Origin of the sequence: Streptomyces sp. NPDC102402, from assembly GCF_044765765.1 — a bacterium.
Lineage (GTDB): Bacteria > Actinomycetota > Actinomycetes > Streptomycetales > Streptomycetaceae > Streptomyces.
Genome location: NZ_JBIWKR010000004.1, coordinates 558,165 through 570,137, shown reverse-complemented (window position 1 = coordinate 570,137; position 11,973 = coordinate 558,165). Strand labels below are relative to the sequence as shown.

12 protein-coding genes and 1 pseudogene are annotated in these 11,973 nt (G+C 72.6%); 6 read left to right on the top strand and 7 right to left on the bottom strand.

The genetic code is table 11. The features are described from left to right. Both ACIRJR_RS16310 and ACIRJR_RS16305 read left to right on the top strand, forming a co-directional pair. Positions 1-252, top strand: a pseudogene (locus tag ACIRJR_RS16310) (hypothetical protein); the annotation flags it as partial. Positions 253-372: 120 nt separating this feature from the next. After that, positions 373-1,056 carry a class F sortase gene (locus ACIRJR_RS16305; protein ID WP_403780115.1) on the top strand — a complete coding sequence of 228 codons (684 nt, stop codon included), beginning with the start codon at positions 373-375 and terminating at the stop codon, positions 1,054-1,056. A gap of 97 nt (positions 1,057-1,153) precedes the next feature. On the opposite strand, the gene ACIRJR_RS16300 is transcribed toward ACIRJR_RS16305, so the two are convergent. Both ACIRJR_RS16300 and ACIRJR_RS16295 read right to left on the bottom strand, forming a co-directional pair. Continuing rightward, positions 1,154-1,765 carry a DNA polymerase ligase N-terminal domain-containing protein gene (locus ACIRJR_RS16300; RefSeq protein WP_403780112.1) on the bottom strand — a complete coding sequence of 204 codons (612 nt, stop codon included), beginning with the start codon at positions 1,763-1,765 and terminating at the stop codon, positions 1,154-1,156. A 92-nt stretch (positions 1,766-1,857) separates the two neighbouring features. Next, positions 1,858-2,385: a DUF4232 domain-containing protein gene (locus ACIRJR_RS16295; RefSeq protein ID WP_403780109.1), complete on the bottom strand. Its 528-nt coding sequence runs from the start codon at positions 2,383-2,385 to the stop codon at positions 1,858-1,860. A 188-nt stretch (positions 2,386-2,573) separates the two neighbouring features. On the opposite strand from ACIRJR_RS16295, the gene ACIRJR_RS16290 reads away from it, so the two are divergent. Next, positions 2,574-3,488, top strand: a complete 915-nt coding sequence (locus ACIRJR_RS16290) for a family 16 glycosylhydrolase (protein ID WP_403780106.1) — start codon at positions 2,574-2,576, stop codon at positions 3,486-3,488. Positions 3,489-3,541: 53 nt separating this feature from the next. Beyond that, entirely contained in the window at positions 3,542-4,534 is a 993-nt protein-coding gene (locus ACIRJR_RS16285) for an aldo/keto reductase (protein ID WP_403780103.1), read from the top strand. A 9-nt stretch (positions 4,535-4,543) separates the two neighbouring features. Here ACIRJR_RS16285 and ACIRJR_RS16280 read toward each other — a convergent pair whose 3' ends face one another. From ACIRJR_RS16280 to ACIRJR_RS16260, 5 genes are all read right to left on the bottom strand, one after another. After that, on the bottom strand, positions 4,544-5,737 hold the full coding sequence (locus ACIRJR_RS16280; protein ID WP_403780365.1) for a serine/threonine-protein kinase: 1,194 nt from the start codon (positions 5,735-5,737) through the stop codon (positions 4,544-4,546). A 240-nt stretch (positions 5,738-5,977) separates the two neighbouring features. Continuing rightward, the gene (locus ACIRJR_RS16275; protein ID WP_403780100.1) at positions 5,978-6,667 is read right to left on the bottom strand and encodes an HAD family hydrolase; all 690 of its coding nucleotides are present in this window, start codon (positions 6,665-6,667) and stop codon (positions 5,978-5,980) included. 52 nt (positions 6,668-6,719) lie between these two features. After that, positions 6,720-7,202 (bottom strand): Lrp/AsnC family transcriptional regulator, encoded by a 483-nt coding sequence (locus tag ACIRJR_RS16270; protein ID WP_403780097.1) that lies wholly within the window; start codon positions 7,200-7,202, stop codon positions 6,720-6,722. A 158-nt stretch (positions 7,203-7,360) separates the two neighbouring features. After that, positions 7,361-7,759 carry a VOC family protein gene (locus ACIRJR_RS16265; protein ID WP_403780094.1) on the bottom strand — a complete coding sequence of 133 codons (399 nt, stop codon included), beginning with the start codon at positions 7,757-7,759 and terminating at the stop codon, positions 7,361-7,363. Between the two features lie 293 nt (positions 7,760-8,052). After that, on the bottom strand, positions 8,053-8,820 hold the full coding sequence (locus ACIRJR_RS16260; protein WP_403780091.1) for an SDR family NAD(P)-dependent oxidoreductase: 768 nt from the start codon (positions 8,818-8,820) through the stop codon (positions 8,053-8,055). 96 nt (positions 8,821-8,916) lie between these two features. Between ACIRJR_RS16260 and ACIRJR_RS16255 the strand changes: the two genes are divergently transcribed. Both ACIRJR_RS16255 and ACIRJR_RS16250 read left to right on the top strand, forming a co-directional pair. Continuing rightward, positions 8,917-9,624, top strand: a complete 708-nt coding sequence (locus ACIRJR_RS16255; protein ID WP_403780088.1) for a TetR family transcriptional regulator — start codon at positions 8,917-8,919, stop codon at positions 9,622-9,624. Between the two features lie 820 nt (positions 9,625-10,444). Next, the gene (locus ACIRJR_RS16250; RefSeq protein WP_403780085.1) at positions 10,445-11,956 is read left to right on the top strand and encodes an FUSC family protein; all 1,512 of its coding nucleotides are present in this window, start codon (positions 10,445-10,447) and stop codon (positions 11,954-11,956) included. The last annotated feature ends 17 nt before the right edge of the window (positions 11,957-11,973 follow it).

Sequence of the window (11,973 nt, the reverse complement as noted above, 5' to 3'; positions counted from 1 at the left end):
CACACCGGCGGTGGCGCGCTGGCCGGTGTGTCGGCCGATGACTGGGAGAAGGACAAGGAGTCCGGCTCCGGCGGCGAGGACGAGAAGACCTGGAAGCACGAGAAGCCCGAGGGCGGCGTCCACACCGGTGGCGGAGCGATGGCGCTCTCCGGCAGCGGCCTGGCCGCGGGCTCGGTGCTGATGCTCGGCGGCCTCGGGGCCGTCGCGTACAAGCTGCGCCGCCGCAACGCCTCCGGTACCGCGGCCGTCTGACAGGCGCCCCGCACAGCTGAATGAATCCTGTCGCGGCCGCCGTCCCTTCCCGGGCGGTGGCCGCGCCGATTTCCCCGTACAGACCGCCCGTCCCTCTCGTACGCGAAAGGCAGCATGCGCATGGCCGCCCCGCAGCCGTCCGAACCAGATCCCGCCTCCCCTGCCCTCGGCCGTTCCCTGCTGTGGCCCGTCGCGGCGGTGGTGCTGGGCTTCCTCCTCGTCTACAACTCCTTCGACGCGTCGGCGGGAGTCCAGCCGGCCCCCGCCGTGGTCTCGCTTCCCGCGGCACCGGCCTCGCCCGCCCCCTCCGCATCCGGGTCCACCGGTCCGCGCGAGCTGCCCCCGTCCTATCCCGAGCGGATCTCCATCAAGTCGATCGCGGTCGACGCCCCCTTCACCCCGCTCTCGATCGGTTCGTCCGGGCAGCTCGAAGCCCCGCCCTCGAACGACGCGAATCTGGTGGGCTGGTTCAAGAACGGCGCCACCCCCGGGGAGCGCGGCACCTCGGTCGTGGCGGGGCACGTCGACACCAAGACGGGCCCCGCCGTGTTCCTGCTGCTCAGTACGCTCAAGGCCGGGAACACGGTGGACATCACCCGTGAGGACGGAGTCGTCGCCACCTTCGAGGTCGACTCGGTCGAGACGTTCAGCAAGGCGGACTTCCCGAGCAAGCGTGTGTACGCGGACAACGGCACGGCTCAGCTGCGGCTGATCACCTGTGGTGGGGTCTACGACAAGAAGAAGAAGGACTACGAGGACAACGTGGTGGTCTTCGCCCACCTGGCCTCCACCAAGAGCCCCTGAGATCTCCCGCCCGCATGCCCGCCCGGACAAGCGGGCGCTCTGCACGGCCGTCCTCGGAAAGCTCCCCGGTGCCGGGGAACACCCTCACCGTGAACCCTCAGCCGGAGCCCTCCTCCGCCACCGCGACCTGATGGAGGGTGCGGCCGGTGCGGGCCGAGCGTGCGTGGTACGGGTCGGGGGTGCCCGGCCGGTCGTGGACGGCCTGCCGGTCGTTGGCCTTGATCAGCAGCCAGGCCTCCGGCCCCCGGGCTCCGTCCCCGTCGTCGATGTGGAAGCGGGTGAGCGCGAATTCGCCGTGCAGCTTGGCCCCGTCGAGCCAGAAGGTGGCGTGCCCCCGCTCCAAGGACTCGGCGAACGGCACGGGGGACCCCTCGAGGTCGTGGCTGGTCGGGCGGTAGGTGCCCTGGTCCCAGACGATCACGGTGCCGCTGCCCTGCTCGTCCTGCGGGATGACCCCCTCGAACTCGCGGTACTCCAGGGGATGGTCGTCCGTCGGCACGGCCAGTCGCTTGTCGCTCGGGTTGTCCGAGGGGCCGCGTGGTACGGCCCAGGACTTCAGGACACCGTCGACCTCGAGACGGAAGTCGAAGTGCATACGCCTGGCGTCGTGGATCTGCACCACGAAGCGCCGTGTGCTCTCGCTGTCCACACCTGATCCTTCCGCCGGGATGCGGTCGGACGGTGCGCACCCGCCCGGCCGGGGCCGCACCGGCTCCGCACCGTCCCTGTCTCCACTGTGCCGCCGTGGACCGCGCGCCGCACGACGGCGGCCGTACGGAGAGCCCGCGCGGCAGGGACGGGTCAGCCGGTGTGCCGCTCGAGCGCCGCGTCCGCAGCCTCGCTCGAACGGTGCCAGCGGGTGGTCACCGGCTCCCGGACCCGGATCCCGTCCGGCGCACCGAGGGAGGCGGAGCCGAACGTCCGCCCGCGGTGCGCCGGGTCGCCGGCCACCGTGAGCCGGTCCACCACCCGCAGCTCCTCGGCGGCCGGATCCAGGGTGCGCACCGCGGCGTGGGCGGAACCGCCGGCCGGTACGCGGTGGGGCCCGCTCCCGCCCTCGGGCACCGGCAGGGCGGGGCCGTCCAGATCGCCGAAGACGACGGTGGGTACGCGGTCGACGACGCAGGCCTGGCGGCCGTGGTTGGTGATGCTGATCCGCAGGACCTCCGGCCCGCCCGAGGCCTCGGCGGTGGCGGTCAGGCGGCTCTCCCGGCAGCTCGGCGGAGTGGGGGCGGCGGCGGGGGAGGCGCTCGCGGCGCCGGACGGGACCAGGAGGACGAGGGCCAGGCCGAGGGCGGAGGGAAGGGCTGTTTCGGCAGGGATGCGCATGAGTTGTCCGTTCCCCGTCGCGGTGACTTCCATCCGGCCCGGTCTGGACCAGATCCTTGACGGGCCTCGGGCCACTGCCTTAAATCAAGTGTTGAAAGATACGCGTGGGGCAGGTGTGCCAAGCGTTCACCTCTCGACGCATATCTGTCATGCGCATGACTGTCATCCCCCCACCCCGAAATGAAGTGATGACCGTGCATTCCCCCCACCACGCCGTGCGCCCCTCCAGGAGGCGCCGCACGACGCTCTACGCCGCACTCTCCCTGCTCTGCTGCTCCGTGGTCATGACCGCACTTCCCGCCGGAGCCTCGGCCGCACCCGACCCCCACACGGCTGCGTCCTCCACGGCCTCCCGGGCGGCGGCCGTGGCCTTCGAGGACAACTTCGACGGGGCCGCGGGCTCCGCCGTCGACGGTGGCAAGTGGCTGACCGAGACCGGCGACAACGTCGACAACCACGAGCGGCAGTACTACACCGCGGGCAACGACAACGCCGCCCTCGACGGCCAGGGCAACCTCGTCATCACCGCGCGCAAGGAGAACCCCGGCAACTACCAGTGCTGGTACGGGACCTGCGAGTACACCTCGTCCCGCCTCAACACGTCCGGCAGGTTCACCGCGACGTACGGGCATGTCGAGAGCAGGATGAAGATCCCGCGTGGCCAGGGCATATGGCCCGCCTTCTGGATGCTCGGCGCCGACATCGGAAACGTCGGCTGGCCCAACAGCGGTGAGATCGACATCATGGAGAACGTCGGCTTCGAACCCGGCACCGTCCACGGAACCCTGCACGGCCCCGGCTACTCCGGATCGGGCGGCATCGGCGCCGGCTACACCCTGCCCGGCGGGGCCGCCTTCGCCGACGACTTCCACACCTTCGCCGTGGACTGGGCCCCCGACTCCATCACCTGGTCCGTCGACGGCACCGTCTTCCAGCGGAGGACCCCCGCCGACCTCAACGGCAACGCCTGGGTCTTCGACAAGCCGTTCTTCCTCATCCTCAACCTCGCCGTCGGCGGCTACTGGCCCGGCGACCCGGACGGCAGCACCGCCTTCCCGCAGCAACTCGTCGTCGACTACGTCCGTGTGACGACGAGCGACTGAGCGTGGGCGCGGGGCCCGCGGTGACCGCCGCCGGCCCCGCGCACCGGCGTAGCATGATCCGCATGGAGCAGCGCACACTCGGCAGGACCGGCCGTGACGTATCGGTCGTAGGACAGGGCACCTGGCAACTCGGCGGGGACTGGGGCGAGGTGCGCGAGACCGATGCCTTCGACGTCCTCGACGCCGCCGTCGAATCGGGAGTCACCTTCTTCGACACCGCCGACGTGTACGGCGACGGCCGCAGCGAACAGCTCATCGGCCGCTATCTGAACGACCGGCCGGACGCCGACGTCCTCGTCGCCACCAAGATGGGCCGGCGCGCCGAACAGCTTCCGGAGAACTACGTCCTGGACAACTTCCGTGCCTGGAACGACCGCTCGCGCGCCAACCTCGGCGTCGACACCCTCGATCTCGTCCAGTTGCACTGCCCGCCCACGGCCGTCTACTCCTCCGACGCCGTGTACGACGCCCTCGACACGCTGGTCGCCGAGCAGCGGATCGCGGCCTACGCGGTGAGCGTCGAGACGTGCGCCGAGGCCCTCACGGCGATCGCCAGGCCCGGCGTCGCCAGTGTCCAGATCATCCTCAACCCGTTCCGCCTGAAGCCGCTCGACGAGGTCCTCCCGGCCGCCGCCGAGGCCGGTGTGGGCATCATCGCGCGCGTCCCCCTCGCCTCCGGGCTGCTGTCCGGCCGGTACACCGCCGACACGGTCTTCGCAGCCGAGGACCACCGCACGTACAACCGTCACGGCGAGGCGTTCGACCAGGGCGAGACGTTCTCCGGGGTCGACTACGCGACCGGTGTGGCCGCCGCGGCGGAGTTCGCCGGGTTCGCTCCCGAAGGCGCCACCCCGGCTCAGACCGCCCTGCGCTGGATCATCCAGCAGCCCGGGGTCACGAGCGTCATCCCCGGTGCGCGCTCCGTGGAGCAGGCCCGGGCCAACGCGGCCGCCGCGGCGCTCCCGCCACTGCCGCAGAGCACCCTCGACGCGGTGCGCGACCTGTACGACCGGCGGATCCGCGCGGAGGTCCACCCCCGCTGGTGAGGCGTGGGCTCAGTCGTCCTCGCCGTCGCCGTCCCCGGAGGGGGCGACCGCCGGGTCGGCCGGTGCGGGCGATTCGAGCCCGGCCGTCGGGGTGGAACCGGGATCCGGGGTGTCGGCGGCTCCGGTGTCCGGCGCGAAGAGGACCGTGCCCAGGTACACCGCCGCCAGGAAGGCGACCGCCCCGGCCACGGCGCTCGCGACGCGCGGGCGGCGACGGATGGCCTCGCCGGTACTCATCCTGCGGGTGGTCGCGGACCTGGCCGCCGATCTGGACGCCCGGGGCGCGGGAGCCGCCCGTCTGCGACGGGTGGCCTGGGGCAGCCGGTACGTCGACGGCCCTCCGCCGGCCGGGTTCCCCGGTGCCGGTGCGGAGGCGGCGGCCGGGACTGCGGGCCCGCGGCCGGCCGGGGCCGCCGGTGCGTGCTGGGGCAGCGGCTCCGGCCGCCCGCGCCAGGCGTTCGTACGGAACCAGTCAGAGACCTGCTGCGCACTCGGCCGGTCCTCGGGCTGCTTCGCCAGCAGACCGAGCAGGAACGAGTCGAAGGCGGGGGAGACGTCCGCGCCCCGCTGCCTGACCGGCACCGGAGGTGTGTCCACGTGCTGGTAGAGCGTCGCGGTCGCCGTGTCCGAGCGGAACGGCGGCTGGCCGACCAGGAGCTGGTAGATGACGCAGCCGAGGGAGTACATGTCCGACGCGGAGTCGGCCGTCCGTCCGAGGGCCCGCTCGGGAGCCAGATACAGGCTCGTACCCACGATGTGGCCGGCCGTGGTCAGCGCGGTCGAGGGATCGTCGACGAACTGGGCGATGCCGAAGTCCCCGATCTTCACGGACCCGTCGGCGTCCAGCATCAGGTTGCCGGGCTTGATGTCGCGGTGCACGATGCCCTGCCGGTGCGCCGCGGCGAGACCGGCGGCGGCTTCGCCGGCGATACGGGCGACCTGCTCGGGGTGGACCCTCTCCTGGGCCTCCAGCAGATCCCCGAGACTCCTGCCCTCGACCAGCTCCATCACCAGATAGAAGCGGTCCTCCCAGGAGCCGAAGTCGAACACGGCCACCAGATGAGGGTGGCTCAGGCGTGCGGCCGTCTGCGCCTCGAGGCGGAAACGCGCGGTCGACGAGGCATCGGCCTGGTCGCCCAGCAGCAGCTTCACCGCCACGGCGCGGCCCAGCACTTCGTCGGTGGCACGCCACACCTCGCCCATACCACCACGGCCGATGGGGGATATCAGCCGGTACCGTCCAGCAACCAGCACCTGTGCACACCAATCTCGAATCGTGGCCCGCTCCGACTGCCGCGGCGGCGACCTCAACGGGCTCATCGCCTCGGTACGGTGCGTGGGGTGCGCGGCATGATCAGGATATCCGTCCCCCGGGCCTCCGTCGGCCGGGTCGGCCGCAGAGACGCCGGATCCGGCCAACCGATGGGCCCGACCGGCCTGTTCTCACCCCGTGGAGAGCCAGTCGAGCGCGGCCGCGGCGGTGAATTGCGCCTGTCCGCCCGGAAAGAGCAGCTCCGCCTCCGCGAACGCCGTCCCGTCCGATGCCGCTTCGGTGTCAGGAATCGCGAGACAGCGCATCCCGGCCGCGTGGGCCGCCCGGACGCCGGGGGCGGCGTCCTCCACGACCACGCACGAATCCGGCGCCACACCCAGCCGCCGTGCCGCCTCCAGGAACACGTCGGGTTCCGGTTTGCCGTGCGCCACCTCCTCGGCGGACACGTACAGGGGGAGGTACGCGTCCAGACCCGTGACCGACAGTGTCGCCGCGATCGCGGCCCGGGAGGATCCCGAGGCCACCGCCATCGGCACTCCGTCCTCGTGCAGCCGCCGGACGAACTCGCGCATCTGCGGGAAGGCGTTGGTGGATGAACCGGCGAGCTCCAGGTAGAGGGCGTTCTTGCCGGCCAGCAGTTCGTCGACCGGCGCGTCGATCCCGTATTCCCGGCGCAGCACGGTGAGGGTCTCGCGGGTGCCGATCCCGATGAAGCGGGTGTGGTTCTCCCAGCTGAAGTCCCGCACGCCGTAACGGGCGAGGAGCCGGCGCCCGGCCTCGTAGTAGTTCGGCTCGCTGTCGATGAGGGTGCCGTCGAGATCGAAGAGGACCGGCGGGGCCGGAAGGTGCTGGGGCTTCATGCGCTCCAGCATGCCCGACGCCGATCACCCGGGACCGTACGGCCGGGACCGCTCAGCCCGGGCCCTCCGCTCTCCGCCCCACCGACTCGACCAGCGGCAGCACCCGGTACGCCACGCGCTCGCGCAGCGCCACCTCGGTCCGGGTCCTGACCACGCCGGGGAGCTGGATCAACTGCTGGATCACGTCCTCCAGATGGCCGTTGTCGCGGGCCACGACGCGTGTCAGGAGATCGCCGCCCCCGGTCGTCGAGAACGCCTCGATGATCTCGGGGACGGCCGAGAGGGCGTCACCCACCTCGTCCAGATGCCCCTGGGTGACCTCCAGGTGGACGAAGGCGAGCACGGGGTGGCCGAGCGCCGCGGGGGAGAGGGCCGGCCCCGTCCCCGTGATCACCCCGTCCCGCTCCAGCCGGTCCAGCCGGGCCTGAAGGGTTCCGCGCGCGACTCCGAGGAGGCGTGCGTACTCGCGCACGCTGGTGCGCGGCTGCTCGATGAGCAGCCGAAGGATGCGGGTGTCGAGGGCGTCCACCGCCATGTCCGGCTGTGCTCCTCCTGGCTCGGTGATCAGTCGCCCGACTGTACCCAGCGGGCGGCACCGGCCGGCGGGCCGCGCCCGGCAGATCCGTTCCGCGGCGTGGGAGGGTTCCGTGTGCGCTCCCGCACGGCGGACCGGGGCGATCCGCCGTGCCCGCGTCAGTGCGCCGGGGGCGGGACCCGCTGGAGCCGGCTGCGCAGGAGACAGAATTCGTTGCCGTCCGGGTCGGCCAGGACGAACCAGCTCTCGGCGCCTGTCTGGCCGACGTCGGCCGGCCTGGCACCGAGAGCGAGCAGGCGCTCCAGCTCGGCCTCCTGATCGCGGTCGGTGGCGTTGACGTCGATGTGCAGCGGGAGTTTGCCGGCCCGCGGGGCGCTGCTGGGGCTGAGGACGAGCGTGGGCTGCGGTCCGCCGAAGCCCACGCCGGGCGGCCCGATCTCGATGCTTCCGTCGGCCTCCCGGCCGAGTTCCACGTAGCCGAGGACCTCGCTCCAGAACGCTGCGAGCCTGTCGGGGGCGGCGGTGTCGATGACCAGTTCGCTGATGCGGCATGCCATGCCCGGCAGTCTAGGGCGGCCCCAGCGGGCCGGTCGTGGACCGCCGGGCTTCGCGGGCTCACCCGCGAAGCCGCGTGCGAACTCCCTCGGCGGCCTGCCGGCCGCTCGGTCACGGCACGTGGGTGTCACGGCCGAGTGGTGGGCGCCTTCCGGAGCTGCTGCCGGGGCCCTGAGGGGTCCGCGGGACGGTGCCCCTCGCCCCGCCGGGTGACCGGACGAGTGAGCCGTCCGGCGCGAAGGGATCCGGGCGGGACGGTGGGCGAGTCCCGGCAGGCCGTGGCTGACAGGCCGGGTCAGACCGCGGACCAGCCGTTGTCGACGGGGAGGATCGCTCCGTTGATGTTGCCGGCCGCGTCGGAGGCGAGGAAGACGATCGCCGCCGCCTGCTCCTCCGCCTGGGCGGGCGAGCCGACATTGCCCATGTAGCGGGCGAGGGCGGCGGGTCCGTGCGCGGTGGGGTCGGCGTTCACGCGGATGTTGGTGACGGTGCCGCCGGGGGCGATGGCATTGGAGCGGATGCCCTTGTCGCGGTACATGACGGCCAGGGACTTGGTCAGACCGGCGATGCCGTGCTTGGACGCGGTGTACGCGGCGCCCGCCGCGCTGCCCCTCATCGAGGCCTCGGAGGCGGTGAAGACGACGGCACCCTTCCCCACGGCGAGCATGTGGGGCAGTACGGCCCGTGTGAGGCGGAACGGCGCCGTGAGGTTGATGCCGATGACGCGTTCCCACTCGTCGTCTCCGGTGTCCGCGGCCGCAGACATGCTGTCCATGATCCCGGCGTTGTTGACCAGGACGTCTATGCCGCCGAACTCCTCGACCGCGGTCGAGGCGACCCGGTCGACGACGGCCTGGTCCCGGAGGTCACCGATCACGGTCACCGCGGTGCCTCCGGCCTGCTCGGCCTCCTGGGCGACCGTGCGGGCCGAGGCGTCGTCGACGTCCGCGATCACGATGCGCGCGCCCTCCTTCGCGAAGAGCAGGGCGGTGGCCCGGCCGATGCCGGATCCGGCGCCGGTGACGATGACGCTGCGGCCCGGGCCGCTGGTGGTGACGCTCATGTGACGCTCCTCAGTTGGGTGACGGCTCCCGCACGCTACCTTTTATGGCAGGCAGTGCCAAAATGGCAAGGGGTGCCAGAAAAGTAGATCGCTACGATGGGCGCAACGGATGGAAGGTGGCCGAAAACTGTGGAGACCGCGCACGCCGGAGGGGGCCAGGACCCCGCCTCGGCCGCCGTTGGATCCGCGGGCGGCGGTGTCCGCCTCGGACGCCCTCCGCTGACCGAGCGCCGCAAGGCCGCGACGCGGCTGGACATCGCCCGCGAAGCCGTGCGCCTCTTCGCCGACCGGGGTGTGGCCGCGACGACCGCCGAGGAGATCGCCGCCGCCGCGGGGATCTCCCAGCGGACCCTGTGGCGCTACACGTCGTCCAAGGAGCTCTGCGTCCGGCCCCTGCTGACCTACGCACTCGACTTCGTCACCGCGCTCATGAGGTCATGGCCGCGCGACCGGCCACTGGTGGAAGCCGTCGTGGGGAATCCGTCCTCGCTGCCGGTGACGTCGCCGGACACCGATGCCGAAGCGCTCCGCGACCTTGTCCTGCTCACCCGCACCGAGCCCGGACTGCGGGCCGTGTGGCTCCAGGTCCACCACGACGCGGAACCGGTCTTCGCGGAGGTGATCGCCGAGCGGACGGGTTACGGCCCGGACGACCTCGAGCCACGCGTGCGGGCGACCGTCCTCAACGGCGCGCTCCGCGTCGCCGTGGAGCAGTGGGCGCGTAGCGCGGACCCGCAGCCGTCCTCGTTGTCCCGGACGATCGCCCGCGCGCTGGACATCGCGCAGACGGGCCTCCCGGGCTGAGCGGCGCGTCCGTCCCCGGAGGGGCTGTTCCGGTACGTGTCCGGTCGCGGAGCGCGTCGTTGACCAGGTCATGAACCTGCGGCTCACGTCACTCGCGCTCGTCGCTCTGCTCGGTACGGCCGGCTGCGTATCCGTACCCGCCGAAGCGGGGAGGCCGGCCCCTGCGGCGTCCGCGCGTACCGGCAACGCCCCTGCCGTGCAGGCGTCCGCGTCTCCCACGGCGCCCGCGGCGGTCCATGACGCCCTCGGAAAGGCCGATGAGCAGCCGCACGGCAGGAAGAAGCGGAAGTCGAAGGGTGCGGTGACGGTGCGTCCGCCCGTCCGCCGGCCGGACGCGGTCGTGCCTCCGGCTGGTTCCCGGCCGGCCGGGAACCAGCCGCCCCGCCGGGCCCGGCCGGGCCCGGAGCCTCGTCCCGCCCACCCTCCGCGCGTGGCCCGGCCGCAGCAGCCGAAGGACATGCGTGCCGTCTGCGCGACGGGCCGCGGAGTCGCCTCCGCCGATGTCGTCGACCTGTGCCGGGCCGCGTACGGCCGTTGACGGTGGGGGTGCCGGGCGGGGCGGCATCCCCCGGCCGCGGGACGAGAAGCCAGGGTTCGGTGTCCGGAGGTGAGGCCTCGGGCCGCCGCGTGGCCCCCCGCGCGGGTCCGCCGACATGGCCAATGGCCATCTCGTGGTCTGCTCAAGGGCGAGTTATCTGTACCACTGGCCCAGTGAATCGTGCGTCGGTTGAGCCAGCAGCCTTGTGCATGGTCTGATGGTCCCGTCGATGGCGCTGCGGATTCCGTGGCGCCCTTTTTCATGAGAAGGGGCGGGGCATCCGTGCTGAAGAGGGCGTTCGTGGCTCCCGACCCGGGGCGGTTGCGTCTGCGTCACGCGACCAGGGCCGTCCTGGGCATCGGGCTGGCCGTCGTCGTGTGCGGCCTGGCCGGGCATTCGCTCGTCGGCGCCATCACCGGCGGGCTGGCAGCACTGCTGGCCCTCTTCACGGTGACCGACCCCACCGTGCGCGGGCAGGCGGTCACCACGGCGCTCCTGCCCGTGGCCGGGCTGCCGGTGTTCGCCCTGGCCGCCGGGCTGCACGACCACCCCGTCGCACGTGACCTGGCTTTTCTCGCGGTCATGGGCATGGGCGTCTACGCCAGGCGATGGGGCCCGCGCGGCCACTCGCTCGGGGTGTTCGCCTTCATGGCCTTCTTCATCACCCAGTTCCTCCACACCCTGCCGGAGCAGCTGCCCGAGGTGTATTCAGCGGTCCTGCTGTCGCTCCTCGCCGCCTCGGCCGTCCGCTTCGGCCTCTGGTGCTACGAGCGGCGGCTGTCCGTGGCCGCCGTGCTCGCACCCGTGGCCGGCCGGGGGCTGGCCCGGGCGACCACGCGGCAGGCGGTCCAGGCGACCGCGGGCGGAGCCCTCGCGCTGCTGGCGGGCCAGTTCCTCTCCGGGGAACGCTGGTACTGGGCCGTGGGTGCCACCTGGTGGGTCTTCGTCAACACCGCGTCACGCGGAGAGACCCTGGTGCGCGGATTCCGCCGGGTTCTGGGAACACTGGCCGGCATCCCCGTCGGGCTGCTCGTCATAGCGCCGCTGCACGGGGCGGCCCTGCCCTCCGCCGTTCTCGTGGCGCTCGCGGTCTTCGGCATCTTCTACACCGCGGCCCTCTCGTACACCTGGATGATGTTCTCGGTGACGGTCCTGGCGGGGACGCTCTACGGGCTGCTGGGCGTCCTCGATCCCGGCCTGCTCGCCCTGCGCCTCGTGGAGACCGGTGTCGGGGCGCTCGGCGCGACCGTGGCGGTGCTCCTGCTCCTGCCGGTCACCACCCACGCCACGACCGACGCCTGGATCCAGCGGGCCCTGCGCTGCGTGCACGCGTGCACCGAGGAGGCCGCGGCACGGCTGGCCGGCTCGGCGACCGCCGACCCCGCTCCGCGCGTCGCCGAACTGGAAGCGCTCCTCGGGCGCGTGCGGCTCTCGCTCGGCCCGCTCGTGCATCCGCTGAGCCCGCTCCGGGCCCGTAAGGCACGGGCCGGGCAGGTGCTCGCGCTGCTGGACGTCTGCGCGCGCGAGGTCCGGGGTCTGGCGTCCGTCGCCGCGGACCCGGAGGCATCGCACGACGCCCGGCTGGCCGCCGCCTGCTGGCGTGTGGAGGCGTCGGTGGAGGCGTTGACAGCGCCTGTGCGGAGGCACCGCGCGACGGCTCCCCTCACCGGCGTCCTGCCGCCCGCCGGTGTCACCGAGCCGGCGCTGGCTCACCTGCACAGCCTGGAGAGGGCACTCGCCGAGCTCGCCGCGCCCCTGCACAGCTCGCCGCGCGCCCCGCTGGTCGGCGCCTGACCTCTGCCCGCCCGTCA

What these genes read in the sequence shown, in the direction of transcription:
- ACIRJR_RS16290 (WP_403780106.1), top strand. Translation starts at nt 2,574, where the DNA reads ATGACCGTGCATTCCCCCCACCACGCCGTGCGCCCCTCCAGGAGGCGC.
- ACIRJR_RS16305 (WP_403780115.1), top strand. Translation starts at nt 373, where the DNA reads ATGGCCGCCCCGCAGCCGTCCGAACCAGATCCCGCCTCCCCTGCCCTC.
- ACIRJR_RS16275 (WP_403780100.1), bottom strand. Translation starts at nt 6,667, where the DNA reads ATGAAGCCCCAGCACCTTCCGGCCCCGCCGGTCCTCTTCGATCTCGAC.
- ACIRJR_RS16295 (WP_403780109.1), bottom strand. Translation starts at nt 2,385, where the DNA reads ATGCGCATCCCTGCCGAAACAGCCCTTCCCTCCGCCCTCGGCCTGGCC.
- ACIRJR_RS16285 (WP_403780103.1), top strand. Translation starts at nt 3,542, where the DNA reads ATGATCCGCATGGAGCAGCGCACACTCGGCAGGACCGGCCGTGACGTA.
- ACIRJR_RS16270 (WP_403780097.1), bottom strand. Translation starts at nt 7,202, where the DNA reads ATGGCGGTGGACGCCCTCGACACCCGCATCCTTCGGCTGCTCATCGAG.
- ACIRJR_RS16255 (WP_403780088.1), top strand. Translation starts at nt 8,917, where the DNA reads ATGGGCGCAACGGATGGAAGGTGGCCGAAAACTGTGGAGACCGCGCAC.
- ACIRJR_RS16265 (WP_403780094.1), bottom strand. Translation starts at nt 7,759, where the DNA reads ATGGCATGCCGCATCAGCGAACTGGTCATCGACACCGCCGCCCCCGAC.
- ACIRJR_RS16260 (WP_403780091.1), bottom strand. Translation starts at nt 8,820, where the DNA reads ATGAGCGTCACCACCAGCGGCCCGGGCCGCAGCGTCATCGTCACCGGC.
- ACIRJR_RS16280 (WP_403780365.1), bottom strand. Translation starts at nt 5,737, where the DNA reads ATGGGCGAGGTGTGGCGTGCCACCGACGAAGTGCTGGGCCGCGCCGTG.